Annotated in this window: 15 protein-coding genes and 3 pseudogenes; 12 read left to right on the top strand and 6 right to left on the bottom strand. The window is 64.1% G+C overall.

Features of this window, described 5'->3' with window-relative positions; genetic code table 11:
• The first annotated feature begins 3 nt into the window (after positions 1–3).
• From IAI59_RS21760 to IAI59_RS21730, 7 genes are all read left to right on the top strand, one after another.
• A complete protein-coding gene (locus tag IAI59_RS21760) occupies positions 4–888 on the top strand; it encodes a carbohydrate ABC transporter permease (RefSeq protein WP_207419802.1) in 885 nt (294 codons plus the stop codon).
• Entirely contained in the window at positions 885–1,736 is an 852-nt protein-coding gene (locus IAI59_RS21755) for a carbohydrate ABC transporter permease (RefSeq protein ID WP_207419803.1), read from the top strand. The genes IAI59_RS21760 and IAI59_RS21755 overlap by 4 nt, the downstream gene beginning before the upstream one ends.
• A gap of 5 nt (positions 1,737–1,741) precedes the next feature.
• Positions 1,742–3,229 carry an argininosuccinate lyase gene (gene argH, locus IAI59_RS21750; protein WP_207419804.1) on the top strand — a complete coding sequence of 496 codons (1,488 nt, stop codon included), beginning with the start codon at positions 1,742–1,744 and terminating at the stop codon, positions 3,227–3,229.
• A gap of 3 nt (positions 3,230–3,232) precedes the next feature.
• Positions 3,233–4,297 carry an ABC transporter ATP-binding protein gene (locus IAI59_RS21745; RefSeq protein WP_207419805.1) on the top strand — a complete coding sequence of 355 codons (1,065 nt, stop codon included), beginning with the start codon at positions 3,233–3,235 and terminating at the stop codon, positions 4,295–4,297.
• A 7-nt stretch (positions 4,298–4,304) separates the two neighbouring features.
• On the top strand, positions 4,305–5,204 hold the full coding sequence (locus IAI59_RS21740; RefSeq protein ID WP_207419806.1) for an ROK family protein: 900 nt from the start codon (positions 4,305–4,307) through the stop codon (positions 5,202–5,204).
• 19 nt (positions 5,205–5,223) lie between these two features.
• A complete protein-coding gene (locus IAI59_RS21735) occupies positions 5,224–6,243 on the top strand; it encodes an SIS domain-containing protein (RefSeq protein ID WP_207419807.1) in 1,020 nt (339 codons plus the stop codon).
• A gap of 690 nt (positions 6,244–6,933) precedes the next feature.
• Complete coding sequence (locus tag IAI59_RS21730; RefSeq protein WP_207419808.1) at positions 6,934–8,625, top strand: methyl-accepting chemotaxis protein; 1,692 nt, start codon at positions 6,934–6,936, stop codon at positions 8,623–8,625.
• 163 nt (positions 8,626–8,788) lie between these two features.
• Here the strand turns inward: IAI59_RS21730 and IAI59_RS21725 are convergent, their stop codons facing one another.
• From IAI59_RS21725 to IAI59_RS21715, 3 genes are all read right to left on the bottom strand, one after another.
• Positions 8,789–9,241 (bottom strand): GNAT family N-acetyltransferase, encoded by a 453-nt coding sequence (locus IAI59_RS21725; RefSeq protein WP_207419809.1) that lies wholly within the window; start codon positions 9,239–9,241, stop codon positions 8,789–8,791.
• Positions 9,242–9,388: 147 nt separating this feature from the next.
• The gene (locus tag IAI59_RS21720; RefSeq protein ID WP_207419810.1) at positions 9,389–9,853 is read right to left on the bottom strand and encodes a hypothetical protein; all 465 of its coding nucleotides are present in this window, start codon (positions 9,851–9,853) and stop codon (positions 9,389–9,391) included.
• 151 nt (positions 9,854–10,004) lie between these two features.
• Positions 10,005–10,940, bottom strand: coding sequence for a LysR family transcriptional regulator (locus IAI59_RS21715; RefSeq protein WP_237181051.1), 936 nt, complete (start codon positions 10,938–10,940; stop codon positions 10,005–10,007).
• 63 nt (positions 10,941–11,003) lie between these two features.
• Between IAI59_RS21715 and IAI59_RS21710 the strand changes: the two genes are divergently transcribed.
• Positions 11,004–12,044, top strand: coding sequence for a zinc-dependent alcohol dehydrogenase family protein (locus tag IAI59_RS21710; RefSeq protein ID WP_237181052.1), 1,041 nt, complete (start codon positions 11,004–11,006; stop codon positions 12,042–12,044).
• A gap of 263 nt (positions 12,045–12,307) precedes the next feature.
• On the opposite strand, the pseudogene IAI59_RS21705 reads toward IAI59_RS21710, so the two are convergent.
• Positions 12,308–13,863 (bottom strand): annotated as a pseudogene (locus IAI59_RS21705) (ISL3 family transposase).
• A 156-nt stretch (positions 13,864–14,019) separates the two neighbouring features.
• Here IAI59_RS21705 and istA point away from each other — a divergent pair.
• The 3 genes and pseudogenes from istA (at position 14,020) to IAI59_RS21690 (ending at position 17,500) form a co-directional block, all read left to right on the top strand.
• Positions 14,020–15,585: an IS21 family transposase gene (gene istA, locus IAI59_RS21700; protein WP_207419811.1), complete on the top strand. Its 1,566-nt coding sequence runs from the start codon at positions 14,020–14,022 to the stop codon at positions 15,583–15,585.
• A pseudogene (locus IAI59_RS21695) lies at positions 15,518–15,847 on the top strand (ATP-binding protein); the annotation flags it as partial. The gene istA and the pseudogene IAI59_RS21695, both read left to right, overlap by 68 nt.
• Before the next feature lie 921 nt (positions 15,848–16,768).
• Positions 16,769–17,500, top strand: a complete 732-nt coding sequence (locus IAI59_RS21690) for a ParA family protein (protein ID WP_207419813.1) — start codon at positions 16,769–16,771, stop codon at positions 17,498–17,500.
• 756 nt (positions 17,501–18,256) lie between these two features.
• Here IAI59_RS21690 and IAI59_RS21685 read toward each other — a convergent pair.
• Both IAI59_RS21685 and IAI59_RS21680 read right to left on the bottom strand, forming a co-directional pair.
• Positions 18,257–19,201 (bottom strand): replication protein RepA, encoded by a 945-nt coding sequence (locus tag IAI59_RS21685; protein ID WP_207419814.1) that lies wholly within the window; start codon positions 19,199–19,201, stop codon positions 18,257–18,259.
• 495 nt (positions 19,202–19,696) lie between these two features.
• Positions 19,697–20,430 (bottom strand): annotated as a pseudogene (locus tag IAI59_RS21680) (DDE-type integrase/transposase/recombinase).
• 259 nt (positions 20,431–20,689) lie between these two features.
• On the opposite strand from IAI59_RS21680, the gene IAI59_RS21675 reads away from it, so the two are divergent.
• The gene (locus tag IAI59_RS21675; RefSeq protein ID WP_207419815.1) at positions 20,690–21,019 is read left to right on the top strand and encodes a hypothetical protein; all 330 of its coding nucleotides are present in this window, start codon (positions 20,690–20,692) and stop codon (positions 21,017–21,019) included.
• Positions 21,020–21,378: the final 359 nt, after the last annotated feature.

Raw genomic sequence — 21,378 nt, 5'->3', positions numbered from 1 at the left:
CCCATGACCATCCGGCAGCGCCAAGCGCTCTGGGCCTATGCCTTCCTGGCGGTGCCGGCAGTGTTCTACAGCGTCATCCGCTTCTACCCGGCGCTGGACAGCTTCTGGCTGTCCTTCCATCGCTGGAGCCTGCTGGGCCGCCCGCCGCGCTTCGCGGGCGCGGACAACTACCTCCGGCTGTGGGAAGACGAGGTGTTCTGGCAGGCGCTGTGGAACAGCGCCTGGTACGTGCTCTATGGCCTGCCCAGCGGGCTGATCCTGTCCTTCGCCATCGCCTATTTTCTAGACAAGGTGACGCGCGGCCAGGGGCTGCTGCGGGCGCTGTACTTCCTGCCTTATCTGGTCTCCACCGTCGCCGTCGCCTGGATCTGGCGCTGGTTCTACCAGCCGCCGCCGATCGGGCTGTTCAACGACATCCTGGGCCGCTTCGGCGTGCCCGCGCAGCCCTTCCTGCTCTCCACGTCGCAATCCCTGCCCGCCATCAGCGCGGCGATGGTCTGGACCAGCCTGGGCTTCAACGTGGTGATCTTTCTGGCCGGCATCCGCGCCATCCCCGGCGACTACTACGAGGCCGCACGGATCGACGGCGCCAGCGCCTGGCAGGTGCTGAAGCGCATCACCCTGCCGCTGCTGAAGCCCACCATCGTGTTCCTGGTCATCATCAACACCATCCAGCTGCTGCGCATCTTCGACCAGGTGTTCAACATGACCAGCGAGGGCCAGGGCGGGCCGCTGAACGCCACCAAGCCGCTGGTGATGTTCATCTACCAGACCGCCTTCGTGCGCTTCGACATGGGCTATGCCTCGGCCGGCACGGTGGTGCTATTCATGATCCTGCTGGCCATCACCCTGGTGCAGCTGCGCGTGCTGGGGAAGCAGCCCCAATGAGCACCAGTATGAACGGCGCGACCGGCATCGCGCGCCGCCGCGACCTCGGCCGCTGGGGCATCTGGGCACTGCTGTTCCTGGGCGGGCTGCTGATGGTGCTGCCGCTATGGCTGGCCTTCGTCACCTCGCTGAAGCAGGGCGCAGAGGTCTTCACCCTGTCGATGTGGCCGGCGCAGCCGACGCTGGCGAATTACGCTAAAATCCTAGGCGACGGGCGCTTCCCGCTGTGGTTCCTCAATTCGGTGCTGGTGGCGCTGGCCACCACCGCCTCCGTGCTCTTCTTCGACAGCCTGGTCGGCTACACGCTGGCGAAATACCGGTTCCGCGGGCGCGGGCTGGTCTTCGTGCTGATCCTCTCCACCATGATGGTGCCGACCGAGATGCTGGTCATCCCGTGGTACGTCATGGCGCGCAGCTTCGGCTGGATCGACACCTATTGGGGCATCATGTTCCCCGGGCTGATGACCGGCTTCGGCACCTTCCTGATGCGGCAGTTCTTCAACTCCGTGCCGGACGAGCTGCTGGACGCCGCGCGGGTCGACGGCCTGTCGGAGTTCCGCATCTGGTGGACCATCGCCATGCCGCTGGTGCGCCCGGCCCTCGCCGCACTGGCCATCTTCACCTTCCTGTCCAACTGGTCGGCCTTCCTCTGGCCGCTGATCGTCACCAACGACCGCACGCTCTACACGCTGCCCGTCGGCCTCGCCTTCTTCTCCGGCGAGAACAGCACGGAATGGCCGCTGGTCATGGCTGGCGCCGCCGTCGCCACGGTGCCGACGCTGCTGCTGTTCCTGTTCTTCCAGCGCCAGATCATCCGTGGCATCGCGCTGACCGGCCTGAAGGGTTGAGCCCGATGCAAGACGACAGCCGCTTCCCCGCGCCTGCCTACCGCGATGCCGTGCTGGCGCCGCTATTCGACGAGACGCGCCGCCATTTCGGTGGATACCTGGACCGTGTGAACCGCGCCCATGCGGTGATGCTGGCCGAGCAGGCCATCCTTTCGGCGCAGGATGCCGCCCGCATCCTCTCCGCCCTCGCCGCCATCCAGCGCGAGGCCGACTTCGCGGGCATGACCTATACCGGCGAGTTCGAGGACCTGTTCTTCGTCACCGAGCACCTGCTGGGCCAGCGGGTGGGGCGCGATCTCGCCGGCCGGCTGCACACGGGGCGCAGCCGCAACGACATGGACGTGACCATCTTCAAGATGGCGCTGAAGGCGCGGCTGCGCGGGCTGCTGCGGCAGGTCTGCGCGCTGGCGCAGCGGCTGCTGGAGGTGGCTGGGCGCGAGCCGGACACGCTGATCGTTGCCTATACCCATGGCCAGCCGGCGCAGCCCACCAGCTTCGGCCATTACCTCTGCGCCTTCGCCGAGGTGCTGCTGCGCGACATCGACCGGCTGCTGCACGCCCATGCCGACGCCGACCGGTGCAGCATGGGGGCGGCGGCCATCACCACCACGGGCTTCCCGCTGTCGCGCGCCCGCATGGCAGCGCTGCTCGGCTTCGCGACCTTCCAGGAGAACAGCTACGGCTGCATCGCCGCCGCCGACTACCTCGCCAGCGCCTATGCGCAGGCCAAGATCCTGTTCATCAACCTCGGCCGCGTAATCCAGGACCTGAATGCCTGGTCCTCCTTCGAGATGGCGCAGCTCTACGTGCCCAACAGCTTCGTGCAGGTCAGCTCCATCATGCCGCAGAAGCGCAACCCGGTGCCGATTGAGCACATGCGCCTGCTCGCTTCGCACGGCATGGGCCAGTGCGACGTGGTCATGGGCACGCTGCACAACACGCCCTTCACCGACATGAACGACGCCGAGGGCCCCACCCAGGCCGCCGGCTACGCCGCCTTCGACACCGCCTCTCGCCTGTTGCCGCTGCTGACCGACTTCATCACCGCCGTGCGCATCCGCGAGGACCGCGTGCGCGCCACCATCGACGCCGCCTGCCTGGGCATGACCGAGCTGGCGGATTCGCTGGTACGGCAGGAGGGCCTCTCCTTCCGCCAGGCGCATGAGGTGGCCGCCCTGCTGTCGCGCCAGCTGATCGAGGCCGGCAGGGGCCTGTCGTCGCTGGACGACATGCGCTTCGCGGCGGCCTTCGCCGAGGTCGCCGGCCGGCCCCCGGCACTCTCCCCCGTCGAGCTGCGCCAGCTCACCAGCCCGGAACATTTCGTCGCCGTGCGCACCCTGCCCGGCGGCCCCGGCGCGCTGGCGGCCAGCCTCACTGGATACAGTGCCACGCTGGCCGACCGTACCGCCCGCCTCGACGCCTTGGACACCGCCGAGGCCGCCGCGGAGACCGAGCTGGATGGCGCCGTCGCGCGCCTGATCGACAGGAGCTGAACCATGGGCGAACTCCGCCTGCGCGCCGTCGAGAAGCGCTTCAACGGCAACACCGTCGTCCACCCCATGAGCCTGGATGTCGCCGATGGCGAGTTCATCGTGCTCGTCGGCCCCTCCGGCTGCGGCAAGTCCACGACCCTGCGCATGATCGCGGGGCTGGAGGAGACCTCGGGCGGCGAGATCGAGATCGCCGGGCGGGTGGTGACGCATCTGGAGCCGAAGGACCGAGACATCGCCATGGTGTTTCAGAACTACGCGCTCTACCCGCACATGACAGTGCGGCAGAACATGGGCTTTGGGCTAGAAGTCGCCCGCGTAGCCAAGGCTGAGGTGCGCCAGCGGGTGGATGAGGCTGCCGGTATCCTCGGCCTCGACGCGCTGATGGACCGCAAGCCTGGCCAGCTTTCCGGCGGCCAACGCCAGCGCGTGGCGATGGGCCGCGCCATGGTGCGTCGCCCGGCGGTGTTCCTGTTCGACGAGCCGCTGAGCAACCTCGACGCCAAGCTGCGCAACACGGTACGGACCGAGATCAAGAAGCTGCACCAGGCACTCGGCACCACCATCGTCTACGTCACGCATGATCAGGTGGAGGCAATGACGCTGGCCGACCGCGTGGTGGTGATGCGTGACGGCCGCATCGAGCAGGTGGGCGCTCCGATGCAGATCTACGGCAGCCCGGTCAACCTGTTCGTCGGCGGCTTCATCGGCGCGCCTGCAATGAACCAGCTGCCCGCCCGTGTCGCCGCCGGCCGGGCCGAGGTGGCGCCCGGACTGACCTTTGCGGCCCCCGCCGGCGTGCCGGACGGCGCCGTGGTGCTGGGCTTGCGGCCGGAAGACATCGTCCCCGCCGAGCCTGGTGCACGGGATGCCTTCCCCGCTACCATCCGCGTGGTGGAGCCGCTGGGCGCCGAGACGCTGCTGCTGGCCGAGGCGGCGGGCATCGAGATCGCCATCCGCCTGACCGAGCGCGGGCCGATGCCGCGCGCCGGCGAGATGCGGCAGTTCCGCGCCATGCCCGGCCTGCTGCACGTCTTCCGCCCCGACGGCGCGGCGCTGGCCCGGGGCTAGGGGGCAGATGTCGCATCACATCGGCATCGACCTCGGCGGTACGAAGGTCGAGGTGGCGCTGACCGGCGCGCGCTTCGATACGCCGCTGTTGCGCGAGCGGGAGCCGACCGAGCGTCGCGGAGTAGAGCCGTTGGTGGCACAGCTGGCGCGACTGGTACGCCGTGCGCGGGACGCGGCGGGCGGACCGGTGACGCTCGGCCTCGGCCTGCCGGGCTCGATCGAGACCGGAAGCGGGCAGGTGCGCAACTGTGTACTGCCGTGGCTGGACGGCGCGCCGCTGGCGGCCCTGCTGCGTGAGGCAACAGGCCTGCCGCCCGCCATCATCAACGACGCACATGCCTTCGCGCTGAGTGAGGCGCGGCTCGGCGCCGGGCGCGGCCACCGCATGGTGCTGGGGCTGACGCTGGGCACAGGCATCGGCGGTGGGCTGGTGGTGGACGGCGCGCTGTGGCCCGGGCGGCACGGCATCGCCGGCGAATGGGGCCATGCCTGCCTGGAGCCGGGCGGACGGCGTTGCTACTGCGGCCGTCAGGGCTGCGCCGAGCAGTATCTGTCCGGCACCGCGCTGGAGCGGCGCTATCGCGCCCTGGGGGGCGAGCCCGCCGGCCTGGCCGCCATCGCCGCGCGCGCCGGCACCGATCCCTTGGCGGCGCGGCTTCTGGACGAGGCGGCGGCGGCGTTCGGCCGCGCCGTCGGCAACTGGGTCAATCTGTTGGACCCGGACGTGATCGTGCTGGGCGGCGGCGCCTCCGCCCTGCCGTTGTGGTTCGACCAGGGGCGCGAGGCGGTCGCCCGGCAGGCCATGGCGGCGCCCTTCACCACGCCCATCCGGCCCGCCAGCCTGGGCCATTCCTCTGGCGTGCTCGGTGCCGCGTTGATCGGCGCAGAGGCGCTGGCCGCCATCTGACACGAGGGACACCGCGACGATGACATCGATGATGGCACGGGAGGCGGCGGAAGCCGCCGACGCGGTGCGCCGGCAGATCGCGCAGAGCGGCGCCGCCTTTGCGCGGTTGGGCGAGCGGCTACGCGCCGCGCCGCCGGCGCAGGTCGCCACCTGCGCCCGCGGCAGCTCCGACCACGCCTGCACCTATGGCAAGCATCTGGTGGAGACGCTGCTGGGCCGGCCGGTGGCCTCACTAGGTCCGTCGGTCGCGTCGGTCTATGGTCGGCCGCTGGTGATGCCGGGAGGGCTGCTGCTCGTCGTGTCGCAATCTGGCCGCAGCCCGGATCTGCTGCGGCTGGCCGAGGCGGCCCGTGCGGGCGGCGTATTGGTGGTGGGGTTCGTCAACGACCCGGACTCGCCGCTGGCCGCGCGGTGTGAGGTGGCGATCCCGCTGGCGGCTGGCCCGGAACTCAGCGTGGCTGCCACCAAGTCGTGCCTCACGGCCATGGCCGCCTTTCTGCAGCTCACGGCGCATTGGAGCGGCGACCTGGCCCTGATGCGAGAGGTGGCGGCATTGCCAGCGGCCCTGGAGGCTGCGGCCGCGCTAGACTGGCTGCCCATGCTGGCGACGCTTGGCACGGCCGGGCGCTTTGTGCTTGGCCGTGGCCCGGGCTTTGGCATCGCTGCGGAAATGGCGCTAAAGTGGAAGGAGACCTGCCGCATCCATGCCGAGGCCTTCAGCACCGCGGAAGTCCTGCATGGTCCTGTGGAACTCGTGAGGAGCGGGTTCCCTGTCCTGGCACTATTGCAAAGCGACGCCGCGGAGCTACAGGCGAAAGCCGTGCTTGATAGGATCCTAACGCTACGAGGGCGACTGCTAGTGGCGGGCGCCGGGCCAGCAGGTGCGGTAGCCTTGCCGGTGGTACCAGGACTGCCGTCACGCATAGCACCAGTGGCCGCTTTGCAAAGCTTCTATGGCGCAATCCCCCGGCTGGCCTCGGGATTAGGCCTGGATCCGGATGCACCAGCTAATTTGCTGAAGGTCACGCGCACCGTGTGATGCCGGGACAAGGAGGCGGGGATAAGGCCTGTAACGGATAGACGATGGCGCCACCCTACACCTGCCGTATTTGCCTCACGAAGCCGTAGACAACGTCAAGGAAGGCCCGCTCGCATTTTCTAAAAGGTGCCAGCGGTCTACCGTGCACAACCTCGTCATTGTCACCGGAAGCGCTAGCTAAATTCTGGAATCAGCCCGGCGCGGGTGACATGCTGCAGCGCAGCCTTGGGGGCGCCGGGCTTGGGCTAGGATTGGAGCAGACCATCATAGCCATGCATGACGGACCGATCCAGGTCACCTCGGATGTCGCCGAAGACACTGCGGTACGGATGCGATTTTGCTCCGCTCCGGCTAACAACACGGCGTCCTATTTGCTTACCGGAAAAGCTCACTCACAAGCGCTCCTTAGCACGATAACTTCTCATTAGGGATGTTGAGAGGAGGCGCGCGGCAGGAACCTTGCGCGCTATACATCAGGCCCTGCGACGGCGCACCAGAGCGAGGTAATAGGCCGACGCCGAACAATGCCAAGGTGGCAGGCTTTTGGTCTAGCTGATGCTTCGTTTGCTAGCGCAAAGAGGCGAGTATTTTTGAGAATGCTCTGTATCAACGCAGAGAATGACATGCCGAAAGGGGGCGTTAACTAGACACAACTAGCATCTGGTGCACTGCCTAGGAGCTAGATCGGCCATGTTGTCTTTCCTCAGCAATCTCAGCGTCCGCATTAAAATTATCGCAGCGTTCTCTGTCATCTGTCTGTGCGCGGCCATGCTTGGCCTGTATGCGATGCGTGAGATGAAGCAGCTGAATGCGTCCACCTCGGCGATCAGCGAGAATGTGCGTGGCTTACGGTGGCTATCCAGCATGGCCACCCAGATTGAACGGATCCGCGTCACGGATGGCTTGCTATTGATCGCTCCGACCGCCGAAATGCGGGCCGATCTCAACAACAAGAATGCCGAAGCCCGGCAGATCTTTATCAAGACCTTCGCGGATTATGAAGCAAGCGCTGACCTAGACGAAGAACGACAACTCGCAAGCGCGGTCAGTACCAGCTGGGATCGGTTCAGGACCGCCGAGCAGAAATTTGCTGCCCTGGTTGAGCAGAACGGCCAGCGGGAAAAAGCGGAGGCCCTGCTTGCGACGGAGATCCGTAACGAAGGCGTCGCGCTGCGCGGCGCCATCGAGAAAGTGGTGGCCTTCCAGGGACGGCAGTCCGACATGCTGGCCACTCATGCAAACGAGGTAGGCACAAGCGGCATGACCTGGATCGGGGTCCTTCTGGCCCTGATGCTGGTCACTTGCCTCGTGGTCGGGATATCGATGATCCGCAGCATCTCGGGTCCTGTCTCGGCGATGACGGCGGCGATGCGCCGGTTGGCGGACCACGACATGACCGTTGAGATCCCGGGTGTGGGCCGCGGCGACGAGATTGGCGGCATGGCGGTGGCGGTGCAGGTGTTCCGCGACAACATGGCAACCGCCGACCGTCTGGCGGTCGAGCAGGCGGAGGCACGTGCGGGGCGGGAACAGCGTGCGGCGCAGGTCGATACGCTGGTGCAGGGTTTCGAGCGGCGGGTGGGCAACATGGTGGGCATCCTGTCCTCTGCCTCGACCGAACTGGAAGCCACGGCCCGCGCCATGTCGGTGACGGCACAGCAAACCAACACCCAGGCGAGCGAAGTCAGTGACGCGGCAGCGCTGGCCGGCGGCGGGGTGCAGACGGTCGCGGCGGCGGCCGAGGAGCTCAGCTCCTCGATCATCGAGATCAGCCGGCAGGTGACCCAGGCCTCCGGCGTTGCCGGACAGGCGGTGGAGCGGGCGCGGCAAACGGATGCGACGGTGCGCGCGCTCGCGGAAGGCGCCAGCCGGATCGGCGACGTGGTCGGGCTGATCACCTCCATCGCGGGGCAAACCAACCTGCTGGCGCTGAACGCGACGATCGAGGCGGCGCGGGCGGGCGAAGCCGGCAAAGGCTTCGCGGTGGTGGCCAGCGAGGTGAAGAGCCTGGCGCAGCAGACCGGCAAAGCGACCGAGGAAATCGGCGCCCAGATCGCGCAGATCCAGGCGGCGACGCAGCAGGCGGTGGGCGCGATCCAGGGCATCGCCAGCGCGATCGACGACATGAGCGCGATCACGGTGACCATTGCCGCCGCAGTGGAGGAGCAGAGTGCGGCCACCGGCGAGATCGCCCGCACTGTGCAGCGCACCGCCCAGGCGACCGAGGCGGTGACGCTGAACATCGGTGCCGTCAGCCGCAACGCCAACGACACCGGTGCGGCGGCCAGTCAGGTGCTGGCGGCGGCGGGGGAACTGTCACGGCAGTCCGAGCAGCTGACGGGCGAGGTCAAGACTTTCGTCACCCAGGTCCGCGCCGCCTAGTCAGCAACCTCGTGCAAGGCAGGCGCTTCCTAGATCGGAAGCGCCTGTTCAACGACTCAGGAAGCACGATAAAAAGTTTTAATATCGGTCCTGACCTACAGGGGGCGCGCCGGTGCCATGGTTCGGCAGCCGAGTATGTCCGCAGCCGCCCCAAAGCAGACCTCTATGATCGTTGAAACCACCTGACGTGGGTGGCAGTCCTGTCCTGCACAGGCCAAAAGCCAAGGCTGACGTAGAAGTCAGCGGCTTCCGACGTGTCTGTCTTGAGCCGGACTGAATGGAAGGTGCCTTCGGCGTGGCCGAGTAACTGAAGTACGAGGGTAGTGCCCAAGCCGGAGCGGCGTGCAGACTTCTTTACGTACAGGTGTCGCAGCCGACCGATACCAGCTTGGTCTGCATAAGGGTCACGGTTGAGGCCTCCGACCGCGACGAGTTCCGTCGCCTGAAAAGCACCGAGGAGCACCTCACCTGGCCCGGCAAATCTATTCGCACCGGAGAGCCATTCGGCAGCAAGCTTTTCCATAAAGCGAAAGCCCTCTCCAGCGGCCTTGGCTCGCAGCTTATCGAGTCCTTCCGGCAGGTCGAGGAGTAATGAAATGCGAGGGGCGCCGCTCATGCGGAGACTATAGCTCTGACAGATGCGCTGGCAGATGCCGGTCGCAAAGAAGTCCGCTTCCCACCTGATCCGATGCAAGCTCCGGCCGAAAGGGCTACCGCAGCAGGCGACCCTTTGCAGACGTTTCGGCATCTCTCGTGCGGTGGATCAGCTCGGCCAGAGCGTCAACTCTATGACATCCGGCTCGACGGGAACGCTGTCGTCCCGGCTGCCCTGGAACTCCTTCCAGCTGACGCGAACTCGGTAGCTATCGGTGTCTAGGAAGAAGAAAGGGCCACCGGGCAAGGCATCAGGCATGGACGGGCTGGTGATTGCGAACCTTCGCGAGGGAAATCGTGCGTCGCTCGTCTCCACCTGGGTCCATGGTTCACCGCTGATCGGATCCTGCTGCGGATGATCGGGCTCGGCGTCGTGGATGGCGATGCGGATATGCTGCTGCAAGCACCCCTCCGTATAGATCACGAGGCCGCAGGGAAGGGCTTGGAGACGGCGCATCTCCATCTCGGCCGTTATCTCAGTGGGCGGTAGGAAGGCCGTGTCCTCGGGGTCGATCAGGTAGAACTGCCCGTAGTCGGCCTGCCATGCGAAGGTCGCCAAACTGCGCAGCGTCATTGAGCGCCCCTCTCTGTTGAACGACCAAGGTGGCCGGCCAAGTCGGTGGCAGTACCATGCAGCATCTTAGACCGCTTTCCACCCCCGGCAGCGGTAGGCCCTGTGGCTGGGGCAGCTAGCGCCGCCCCCGACCCACACCAGACTCTCGCCATTAGTCATCACGTAATCGCATGAAGTCGATGAAAGCCCGGACCGCTGGTGGCATGCGCGTCTTGTCGGGATAATACAAATGAAAACCTGGAACAGGCCTGCTCCACCCGTCCAGCACACGTTCCAATCGACCGGCGGCAAGGTGCGGCAGCGCGGTCGTTTCGGCGAGGTAAGCCACACCCACGCCCTGCAAAGCAGCAGCAACTAGCACATCGGTGTCGTTTGCCGTCAGCAGACTGTCGACGAGTATCGTTGTCCGCCCCTTCTGCCCGTCAAACTCCCAGGGCATCAGCGCGCCGGTCTTCGCCCATTTGTAGGTGAGACAGCGATGGCTGGCCAAGTCGCGTGGTGAGCAGGGAGGAGGGCGATCGGCGAAATAGGCTGGCGAACCGACAACCACCATGTTCAAGTCCGGCGAGAGCCTCACTGCGATCATGTCGCGGCCGACTTGGTCGCCGGAGCGGACGCCAACGTCGAACCCGGCACCCACGACGTCGACCATCTCATTGTCCACGACCAGATCGAGCCGGATCGCGGGATAGGCCGCGGCGAAGGCACCCAGCTTGGGACCGATCGTCAGGTCCGCTGCTATACTTGGCAGGTTGACTCGGACCGTGCCCGACGGAGAACTGGCGTGTCCGCCCACGTCGCGCATGGCGGCGGTCATCGCCTGCATGGTGGGCACCACACGGTCATACAGCGTTTGTCCTACCTCTGTCGGCGCCACGCTGCGCGTCGTTCGATTCAGAAGCCGGGCGTTCAGGCGCTCCTCCAGTGAGCGTATCGTCCGGCTGAGTGCCGAAGGTGATACCCCAAGACGCTTTGCCGCGCGGCGGAAGCTCCGCTCACTGGCCACCAGAAGAAATGCCCGCACTTCGGCGAATTCGCTTGGCGTCATGGATTGTACCTTCCAGGCGCAATAGATCGTGCCGGTCATAGGTCATTTTCGTCAACAATGCCCCCAGCTATCTCCTGAGCAACGGGCATAATGCCGCCCGCCATGAACGAGGAGATCGGGATGACGACAATGCGGCGGTGGGAGATCGATGCGATCGGGCGTGAGCATCTGAGGTTGCGCGATGTACCGGTCCCAGTGCCCGGCCCGTGTGAGGTCCTTGTCCGCGTCGCGGCGGTGGGGCTCAACTATCGCGACAAGATGGTGATCGAGACGGGCCGCGGTCTGCCGCTCCGCTTCCCGTTCACGCCCAGCTCCGATCTGGCGGGTGAAATTGTAGGATTGGGCGAGGGAGCGTCACGGTTCGCCATGCAGGATCGTGTGATCTCGACCGCCACGCCGGACTGGATCGATGGACTGCGCCCGGGCACAGCCCGAACGCCGGCATACAGGACGCTCGGAGGTTACTATCCTGGCGTACTCGCCGAGTACCTTGCCATGCCGGAAGATTGGCTCGTCCGGGCACCCGCGTCGTTGGATGATCGACAGGCTTGCACCCTGCCAGTGGCCGGCCTCACGGCTTGGTTCGGGCTGGTTGAACGCGCCGGCCTTCGCGCGGGCGACACGGTGTTCATCCCCAGCACCGGGGGGGTGGCCCTTTTCGGGTTGCAGATCGCCAAGGCGCACGGTGCTGAGGTGATCGTCTGTGGTCGTACCGAGGATGAGGAGCGAACACGACAGATTGGGGCTGACCACTTCATTTTCGCTGAACGTGACGACTGGATGGAGCAGGTTTACCGGCTCACAGGTGATCGAGGGGCGGACGTCGTCCTGGAAGTCATCGGTGGTGCACACCTCGGCCAGTCCGTCGAGTTGGCAGCGGTCGGCGGCAAGGTCTGTCAGATCGGTGCGCTTGCCGGCTTTGACTTCACGGCCCCCGCAATGCCGTTGATGCTCAAGGATGTGACGATCCATGGCATCGGCACCGGCAGTCGAAGCGCACTGGAACGACTTGTCCGGGCTGTGGACCATGCCGGCATCAAGCCGGTCATAGACTCCTGCTACCCGTTGTCCGAGCTACCGACCGCGCTTGACCATCTCGGCCATGGCGCGTTCGGCAACGTTGTCGTCACGATGCAAGACTGATCTGCGGAAGCACGGGTGAGATGGGAGAACGGAAGCGGACACGAGTCTCTTGCTGGCCAAGACTATGACCGCTTTCCACCCTTCCCCGACATTGGTCTGCGATCCTTGGAACGCGATTCTCGGCTTATCGTCCCGATGCAGAAGAGGACGGCGAGGTGCCTTAATTGGCACTGTAGGCCGTATCTCAGTCGGGCTTCCGTGGGATGAGCTGTGGATCGGCGTGGAAGATTGGGTCTGACGCAGTTTCCCTGATAGCTGTGCGCTTACGGGGCACCGATGAGCCTTGCTTCCAGCAGGTCGAGCTTGGCGCGACCATACATCTGCCGTTTGATCATCTTCAGCCGGTTGATCTGTCCCTCGGTCTGCCCGTTCGACCAGGGTTCGGTGATGGCAGCCCGGACGGCGGCGACATCCTTGGCGACTCCTCGCGCCAGCGGGGCGATCAGGCTGGTCTGGGCCTGTTTGATCCACGCCTCCAGACCACCCACGACCTTGGTGCGGATCATGATCCTGAACTGGTCCACGAGACGCCGGGCGTCGGCGAGGCCGGGCACACCCGCTTCGATAGCCGCCACGATCACGCTGTCGGCCCGGGTCAGATGCTGTCGCGCCATCGTCATCAGCCGGGCCAGCATACGGGCTGATGGTGTCTTCTGCAGGCCCTGCGCCTGCATCAGCTCCGCGCGCCGCCGCCGTGCCGCCCATTCGGCCACGACGCGCAAGCAGCCTTTGAAGCCCTGCTCTTGGAGCCTGCGCCAGAGTTCCGCCCCGTTGCGGCATCCCGCCTGCCATTCGGCCTGCAGGGTCGGCAGGTAGGCCTGCAGAGACGTCTGCCGCGTACGGAATACCTCGCTCGGTACGCCCTGGATGGTTTGGCGCACCAGCCACCGGCTATGTCGCGTCCAACGCACGATCTCCTTGATCGAGTGGCCCGCCTGCTTGAGGGTGAGGATCTGCCGCGCAGTATCCTCGCGCCGAAGGAAGCCTTCGTGCTGCAGTCGCTCGGCCGCGGTCAGCAGCGCCGGGTCAATGGTCGTGGCGCCGAGTGCTCCTCGGATTGCCCGCATGGACAGGCGCACGGCGTCGAGGAACGCAGTGCTGGCATTTTCCATCAGGTGCCAGCGATCGGCGACCTGGACTGCATGGGGCAGGGCTCGCGCCGCGGCCTCACCGTAGCCACCGCCGCGATCGCGCGACACGACGTGGATGCCGGGATGCTGCCGCAACCACCTCTCGACGGTCGATGGTTCGCGGTCTGGCAGCAAGGCCACCACGCTGCGACGTTCGAGATCGCAGACCATCGTGCCGTAGCGATGATTGCGGCGCCAAGCCCAGTCATCGATGCCAACGACGGCCAGTGGCCCGATGCGAGGCGAGGCTCGCCGCCGCACGACGCGGAGCAGCGTATCGTTGCTGGCGGGCAGCATCAGTCGTTGGGCGAAGGCGGGGCCTGGCCTGCCACCCTGAGCCAGACCGAGATGATGAACGATCTCATCCAGCCGCCCGGTGCGACGCGCCCTCTCGGCCAGCACCCCCGTGCCGAACCGCTCGGCAAATATCTGGCGTGGCACCTCTCGAGCCCGCACCGGAAGCGGCGCACCAGCAGTTGTAGGCGCACGCGGCGACCTGCACAGGGCAGATCCGCTGGCTGTCGCAGGTAGCGGCTTTGCACGGAGTGCGAGGGCGTGCCGCACAGTGGGCAAGAAGCCGTGCTGGCGCTGCTGCGGGCCGTCACCACCAGCACTCCGTGATGGTCGACCACCGTGTCGACCCTCAGCCCGGGCGGCACCAGGGATGCGAAGTCAAATCTCGAGGTCATGGTCGTTCCTGCGATGAACACCATTCCACGGCACCACGCGACAGCAGCGAAATTGAGTCAGACCCGAAGATTGACCCCTCTGTCGGGGTGATCGGCATTCAAAAGTGACCCCCTGAATTTGAGATGCTGCCCCTCCTCAGAGGGGGAGCGGGGGGGATGCTGACGGTGGACATGATGGCCCGGGTGCGTCGGGCGCATTTCGTGGACGGCAAGTCGATCAAGCAGATCACGCGCGAGCTGGGTCTGGCGCGCAACACGGTGCGGCGGGTGCTGCGCTCGGGCGAGACAGCCTTCACCTACGAGCGTCAGGTGCAGCCGCGGCCCAAGCTCGGAGCCTGGACGCAGTTGCTGGAGCAGCGGCTCGGCGCCAATGAGCGGCTGCCCAGTCGTGAGCGGCTCGATCTGATCCGCGTGTTCGAGGACCTGCAGCAGCAGGGGTTCACCGGTGGCTATGATACCGTGCGCCGCTACGCCCGGGCGCGACAGCGGCAGCGCGGCACGGCGACCTCAGACGCCTATATCCCACTGAGCTTTGAGCCCGGCGAGGCGTACCAGTTCGACTGGTCGCAGGAGGTCGTCGTGCTGCACGGCGCCACGGTCGCGGTGCGGGTGGCGCAGAAGCGGCTGTGTCACAGCCGGATGCTGTTCGTGCGCGCCTATCCGCGCGAAAGCCAGGAGATGGTGTTCGATGCGCATGACAAGGCGTTCGCGTTTTTCCGCGGCACCTGTCAGCGCGGCATCTATGACAACATGCGCACAGCCGTCGACGTCGTCGGGGTGGGGCGCGAGCGACAGTTCAATCGCCGGTTCCTGCAGATGTGCAGCCACTACCTGGTCGAGCCAACGGCCTGCACACCGGCCTCGGGCTGGGAGAAAGGTCAGGTGGAGAACCAGGTCGGCCTGGTGCGAAACCGGTTCTTTAAACCACGCCTGAAGTTCGCCTCGCTGCACGACATGAATGGCTGGCTGCTCGAGCAATGCGTGCTCTACGCCCGCAGCCACCCGCATCCCGAGCGCCGCGACTGCCCGGTGTGGGAGATGTTCGAGCAGGAGCGGCCCGCCCTGGTGCCCTATGTCGGGACGTTCGACGGGTTCAACGCCCGGACCTCGGCCGTCTCCAAAACCTGCCTCGTGGCCTATGACAAGAACCGCTACTCGGTGATGGCGCAGGCGGTCGGGCGGCCGGTCGAGGTGCATGCCTATGCCGAGCGGATCCTGATCCGCCAGGACGGGCAGGTGGTCGGCGAGCATCCGCGCTGCTTTGGCCGCGAGCAGATCGTCTACGATCCCTGGCACTACGTGCCGGTGCTGGCGCGCAAGCCCGGTGCGCTGCGCAATGGTGCCCCGTTCAAGGGTTGGGTGCTGCCCAGCGCCCTGGGCCGTGTGCAGGGGCGGCTGCGTGGCAGCGTGGATGGCGACCGGCAGATGGTGGCCATCCTGCAGGCCGTATCCCTGGACGGTCTGCCCGCCGTGGAGGCCGCCTGCGTCGAGGCGCTCGCGGCAGGCCTGTGCAGCAGCGATGTGGTGCTGAACGCCCTGTCGCGCCAGCGCCCCGCAACCACCCCGCCGGACATCGCCACCCCCGACGCATTGCGGCTGCGGCATGAGCCGATCGCCGACTGCGCCCGTTACGACACCCTCAGGAGCCAAAGTCATGGAACGACATCAGGTGCTGGAGCTGATGAGCGAGCTCAAGCTGGTGGGCATGAAAGCCGCCTATGACGAGCTGCTCAGCACCGCGCTCAAGCGGCAGTATCCGGCGCAGCAGCTGGTCGGCACTCTGCTGGAAGCCGAGATTGCCGAGAAGCAGGCGCGCTCGATCCGCTATCAGGTCGGCGTGGCCAAGCTGCCGCTGATCAAGGAGATCGCCGAGTTCGACTTCGCGGACACCCCGATCAACGAGGGGCTGGTGCGGGAGATGGCCACCGGTGCGTTCCTCGATGATCAGCGCAACGCGGTGCTGGTCGGCGGCACCGGCACGGGCTAGACGCATCTGGCCGTGGCCATCGCGCTAAGCTGCATCCGCCTGGGGCGGCGGGCGATGCTTTCCGGGCCATGTTGGACGCCTGTCTGGTACCCTCGATCGGGTCCAAGGGTGTTGAAGGCGTGGTTGCCGTGCTGGGCGACCCGCGTGTGCCGGCCTTGCTGCTGGCGCTAGCCGGTAGCATCGCCGGCATGGCCTCGGCGTGGCAGCATCGGGCGGCTCTGACGCGCGGCTTCCAGGCAGCGTCTCCTATGGCAGCATGATGAGCCGGCGCTTCGCCTTCATAAGGACGCCAATCTGATTATTTCAGAGCAACTCGTCATGCCGCGGCACGCGCAAGGCGCTGGGCTTGTTGTCGAGCGGCCATCATTCTGGCGGCCCCGATACCTGCGTGGCTGCAGAGAGATGCTAATCGAGGTGCTCCGCTAGAACCCGCACAAGGACGGGATTTTGCTACTAAATAGCACCGCTTGCGAGGCTTACTGCGCCGCGCTTGGTGCCGCCCTACGCACTGCCGCAGATGCGTTCGGCCGCAGTTGCGGCGGGCTGAGCTCCAAGCTCCACCACGCCGGCGTCGATGGCGCCGGTAGGTCCTTAGGCGGTGGTCCGTCCGCGACACCAAGCCGACCTAAGGTATGCGGAACTGCTCGCTCAAGGCAGCCCGCTTTGTGACGCTGTACTCGACCGCAGTTCTGCCGCCGTGAATTTATATACTGACTCTACGGTCGAAAGCTGCACGGTCTCTACCCCACCCGACTGTGCATGGTCATCGCGTCCTGCAATTTGAAGCGATATGGATAACGCTCCTCCTCACATCTTACGCCGTAAGACCTTGCAGCCGACGTCAGGTTGCTGAGCCACAGCTTCCAGTGTTATTCAGGTCTCGGTAAGCATTTTCGAGTTTGGAGGAGAGTGGTTGCGGTGAAAGCGACGACACGCAGCAGAAAAGCGGCTCGGGTCAAAATGCGGGACATAGCAGCTTCTCCATCCAAATTGGCGCGTCCTAAAATTTTGGTTTGTTCATCAGGCAAAGGTGGGAGTGGCAAAACCTGTCTGACGCGGAATTTGGCTGTCTTCGCAGCACACGCTGGATTACGCGTAGCAACAATCGACCTCGATCCACAACGTGGCCTCACCAATTGGTACGCAGTTCGACCGGACGAAGCTGTCAACATCCCGAACGTAGCTATCCCTTTGTCTAGGCTTCAAGAAGCCATGCATCAGGCTGAGGCTCTGGGAAAATTAGACCTCCTCGTCATTGATACGCCTCCTGGTGTGGACGCTTCTCCTGTAGAAATGCGTCATCTTCTCCTCCTGGCTGATTTTGTTCTCGTGCCGACAGGACAAGGAGCTGGTGACCTGCGATCGGTTGTTGAGTGGATGGCTTTTATCCGCCGTGAACAGAGACCTTCAGCTTTTGTGCTCAATCTGACAATGCGTTCCGCGGGTAGTTTCGACCGCGCCAAGCAGCGCCTCATAGAGGCTGGCGACCTATGCCCATTCGATATCCGCCTCTACGAAAGCATTCGAGTGAGCGATGAAATAGGCTTAGGAGTGGCAGAAATGAAGGGAGCGAACGGGCTGTCCGATGTCCGCGGTGTCTTCACATTCGCCATGCACGCTCTCGGTATGAAGGTGTCGGTCGATGTCTAAGCCTCCTCTAAAAACTTTTTCGTCCAGAGACATCAAGGCTCGCGCAGCTGCAGCGCCCATCATATCAACGACATCTCGCTCTGAGGATTTCGCAGCGACCATAGTCCCGTTAAACCGCCCTGAGGACTATGTCCGGGAAATCGGAAAGCTTTGGGACGAGGCGCAAAGGCGCTTCTTGTCCATCGGGCGTTATCTTTTACATGCAATCACGGCCAATAAAGGCGAGTTCGAATCTAAGATCCTGCCGCAGCTTCCATTCGGACGTGCAGTGGCCTACCAGCTACGGGAGGTAGCCGAAGCCGTTGAGAGAGGTCGTTTCAGGGAGGCTGAACTTCCTCGTAGCTACAGCGCCGCGTACTACTTGACCTTAGTGCCGGAGCACCACATGCCGTTGGCTCGGAACCGCGGTTTGGTTCGCCCTCAAGCCGCAAGATCGGAGATCATGCGGTTTCTATCCGAAATAAAGCCAGTGGATGCCTCTGCGGTGAAACGTAGGGATGACTTGATTAGGCGCCGGGAAATCCTTGCTCGGCAAATTGTTCGGCTCTCGGAGGAAATTTCGCAGATCGAAAAGGAACTCGGGGGGCGCTCTCTAATTATCGAGGGCCAAGTTGAATCAAATGGATAGGGGCGGGGCGGAGGCGGCAACTATGCGGTTGCCATTTCGCTTCATGAACACTTGACCCCATTTGTCCTCCAATGAGGGCGGGGAATCCAGTGAGCCGTATCTCCGATATGGAGCAGGGCCGATGAAATTTATCGGCCTGAAGAAATTTGTCTCGGCGCGACGGGAGGCCTGGACGGCTTGAGAATTACACCAGCGTCTGTAACCTCAACATTAGCTCCTGGGTATACGGCAGTAGCCAGGGCTAATGTGCCAGGAAATTTGTTTTTAAAATGGTAAAGTTTCGAAAAACCAGTGCCGAACTGTGCCTTGAGGGCAGTCCAAGGGACTAGCCGATCATCTCGGAGGGCGTGCAGGCGATATGCTAGCCAAAGGTAACAATCTAGGCCGGGTGCATTGTTGCTAAGAGCTTTAATAGCAGCCTCTTCTAGTGGAACAGGATGTTTCTGCAGCTGCTCGAAGAAGCCTTCACTTAGTTTGGCCGTTTCTAAAGAGAGACGGCCCTGCGACCCTTGGCCCTCCTCACCTTCAATAAAGAGGGCGCGGTCAACGATAGTCTGTTGCACTAGACCCGAAGCTCGCCCTCCCGTTGAAATATCAAATGTTAACTTGCATCGGGAAATGCGTTCAGCTTGGTCTCGGACTGACTTCCCTGTCATTCCGCCTGCTGGAATTCCAACACGCGCCAACCATCCGCGCATGGATCCTCCCAGTTCTACTTCCCGGCTTCCTGTTCTAAGCGCCTCAGTCTGTAGATAAAGCAGAATGAGTCGAGCATGGCTGCCGAAAGGGACGCCTACGAACTCAAAGCTTTGTTGTCCATCCGAGCTGACAACTTGGCGGCGACCTGGTTCTACCATTAATTTTACGCGTTCGGAGATAATGCCCCAGGGCGCGTCGTTTGCCAGACGCTTATGAGGCAAAGCGCATTGCGCCCAGCCGGAATAGGCAAATCCGAGGCCATTGTCTTCGTCTGCAAGGTAGGCAGCGGCCGCTTCGACAACGGACCGGTCGATGCCCGCTTCCAATGCGCCCTTTCGTCCCTTGGCTTCCAGCAGCTCATGCACCGTTCCCATGGGCCGACACTGCCGCATCGCTGCGTAAAAGTCCCTGAGGAAAGGAGTGAGCCGAGCTACTAGAAGCTATTAGAGATTCTACTATTAGGTTGCTCACTCCTTTCCTCGGGACAGCGTTCGCAAGTCCTTGATTCTCGATAGGCCTTCTCACTCCTTTCCCTGCCTTGCTCACTCATTTCCCCGGTCAGCCTGTGCGCTCACTCGATTCCTCAACAGGTGAAGGCTCACTGGATTCCCCACGTATTTCTGCGACTCGGATAGATAGGTTAATCCCGCTCGTCACGGCCCCTGGGCCCGCCATCTATGTCCCCTGTCCGTTCCTGGTGCGGCGTCGTGGATCAGGGCATCCCCCTTCCAGCATTTCCGGCCTTCGGGGTTCATAGTGCGAACGGCTCGGAAGCAACGCCAAACAAGGGGGCGCTGGAGTTGCCCCCCTCAAACCGGACACGGGGCTGGTTAAGACTGGGCACGGATGAACTCACTGGGTGAGCGCATCTACAAGCCCTTGTGGGGGTGGACGTCGTTGTAGTCCTCGATCCAGGTCGGGAGCTGCTGCAGAACGGTAGCAGCGTCGGGCCTGGGGTGGATGTGGGCGTAGTCGCGCTTCAGATTCTTCACGAAGGCTCCGCTGACACCGTTGCTCTCAGGGCTGCGGACGGGTGTGAAACAGACAAGCAGGTTCAGCGCCACGGCGATCTCCCGCGTATCGTGGGCGGTGTGTAGGCCGAGCCATTGTCGGCCAGCCACTGCACGGGGTGGGGCGCCCGTAGGGCGGCGAACCGCCGCTCGACGCAGGCCAGCATGAGATCCCGGATCATCTCGCTCCTGATGCCACTGGTGGTGGCGACGTAGGCCATGACTTCGCGGTCGTGGGTGTCGATGGCGAACGCCAGTCGGACGACCTCGCCGTTCCAGCACGGGATCTCCAAACCATCGGAGGACCAGCGCAAGTTCGAGGCCGGGGCAATGACGCGGCCCTCCAGCTCACGCAGCCACCCTGCGGCCACCACGTCGTCGTCGGCCTGGATAGCGGCCCTGCCGCCCTCGCCCATGTGCCGCCTACACCCGAACAGCAGGCTAGTTGAGACACCGTGCAGGCGGGCCACGGCCGAGACCGTCATACCCGGCTGCATGGTTCCCTCGACCAACCGCAGCTGGTGGTCGGCACTGTAGTCGCGGCGCCGCTCTCGGCGGGTGATAATTTCAACACGCGTCGGATCGTTCGGCATAGGCGTATGCCCAGGCGTAAGCCTAGGCCCTCAGGTCTATGCCCCGTGTCCGGTCGAATCGGGGGCCACTCCAGGCGAGCAGGGGAGACGTTATCGATCACCGTACCCCTGCCGGTTTCGTAGAGGGCACGTGGCGCCCAGCCCCACTTTTAAGCAGCTGTATCGGCGGCAGTCGGGACAATCGCGCATGTCAATTTGTTAGGAACGATAATACATACTTATCGTGCATATGATTGCGGCGGCGGCCTGAAATGTTCTGTTGTCGCACCAGATCGTGATGGTGCTGGCCGCAATCTCAGCTGCTAGAAGGCTCTATGGCGTGGTGCGCCCATTTAGGAAAAGCGCCATGTCGAAAACGATCAGCTACGCCATAGCTGCGGACCTCGTGGAAGCGTATGCGGCGGGCGCGGAGGGATCGCTTCGGGCCGCATTGATGGTTCTCGTCGCCGGGCTCCGATGGAAACAGAAATATGACGGTGATGATGAGGAGCCAGCATTGATCTCCGACGCTTATGCGCTGGTGTTTCCTATGCATAAACGCTGTTTCCGCGACCTGGCGGATGTCTTGCGATCTATGTCGAACTCATAGGTCACCACGCGCGCCACTGGTTCGCGATCCGCCCCTGTGAGTTATCGTGCGCTAGTCGGATCAGACATCTGCCAGATCTGATTGAACAGGTCCGCGCCATCCCGATGAACGAAGCGCACACGTCCTAGCCGGACTCCATTTGGATCATCCCATTCAGTGATCACGATGGAGCAGGGCACGAGGCTCGGAGGATTAGACGGCAAAGGAGGTGGCTTTGCTCCCCGCTTGCTCAACACCTTGAGCAGATCGAGAACGACAACAATCACGTGGTTCTCGCTGGTTAAGCCATCAGCCGAGTAGACGCCACGTTCGATAAGGGAGGGGGGCATTCGCAGGCCTCCATTGCTTGGACTTCAAGC

The sequence above is a fragment of the Roseomonas haemaphysalidis genome, from assembly GCF_017355405.1.
Taxonomy (GTDB): domain Bacteria; phylum Pseudomonadota; class Alphaproteobacteria; order Acetobacterales; family Acetobacteraceae; genus Pseudoroseomonas; species Pseudoroseomonas haemaphysalidis.
Note: the sequence above shows the minus strand (reverse complement) of the source record. Positions and strands in the feature narration are given on the sequence as shown.

Excerpts from the sequence above, each read along its gene's own strand:
- IAI59_RS21725 (WP_207419809.1), bottom strand. The coding sequence starts at position 9,241 with ATGAGCGGCGCCCCTCGCATTTCATTACTCCTCGACCTGCCGGAAGGA.
- istA (WP_207419811.1), top strand. The coding sequence starts at position 14,020 with ATGCTGACGGTGGACATGATGGCCCGGGTGCGTCGGGCGCATTTCGTG.
- IAI59_RS21715 (WP_237181051.1), bottom strand. The coding sequence starts at position 10,940 with ATGACCGGCACGATCTATTGCGCCTGGAAGGTACAATCCATGACGCCA.
- IAI59_RS21710 (WP_237181052.1), top strand. The coding sequence starts at position 11,004 with ATGAACGAGGAGATCGGGATGACGACAATGCGGCGGTGGGAGATCGAT.
- argH (WP_207419804.1), top strand. The coding sequence starts at position 1,742 with ATGCAAGACGACAGCCGCTTCCCCGCGCCTGCCTACCGCGATGCCGTG.
- IAI59_RS21720 (WP_207419810.1), bottom strand. The coding sequence starts at position 9,853 with ATGACGCTGCGCAGTTTGGCGACCTTCGCATGGCAGGCCGACTACGGG.
- IAI59_RS21730 (WP_207419808.1), top strand. The coding sequence starts at position 6,934 with ATGTTGTCTTTCCTCAGCAATCTCAGCGTCCGCATTAAAATTATCGCA.
- IAI59_RS21755 (WP_207419803.1), top strand. The coding sequence starts at position 885 with ATGAGCACCAGTATGAACGGCGCGACCGGCATCGCGCGCCGCCGCGAC.
- IAI59_RS21735 (WP_207419807.1), top strand. The coding sequence starts at position 5,224 with ATGACATCGATGATGGCACGGGAGGCGGCGGAAGCCGCCGACGCGGTG.
- IAI59_RS21685 (WP_207419814.1), bottom strand. The coding sequence starts at position 19,201 with ATGGGAACGGTGCATGAGCTGCTGGAAGCCAAGGGACGAAAGGGCGCA.
- IAI59_RS21760 (WP_207419802.1), top strand. The coding sequence starts at position 4 with ATGACCATCCGGCAGCGCCAAGCGCTCTGGGCCTATGCCTTCCTGGCG.
- IAI59_RS21745 (WP_207419805.1), top strand. The coding sequence starts at position 3,233 with ATGGGCGAACTCCGCCTGCGCGCCGTCGAGAAGCGCTTCAACGGCAAC.
- IAI59_RS21740 (WP_207419806.1), top strand. The coding sequence starts at position 4,305 with ATGTCGCATCACATCGGCATCGACCTCGGCGGTACGAAGGTCGAGGTG.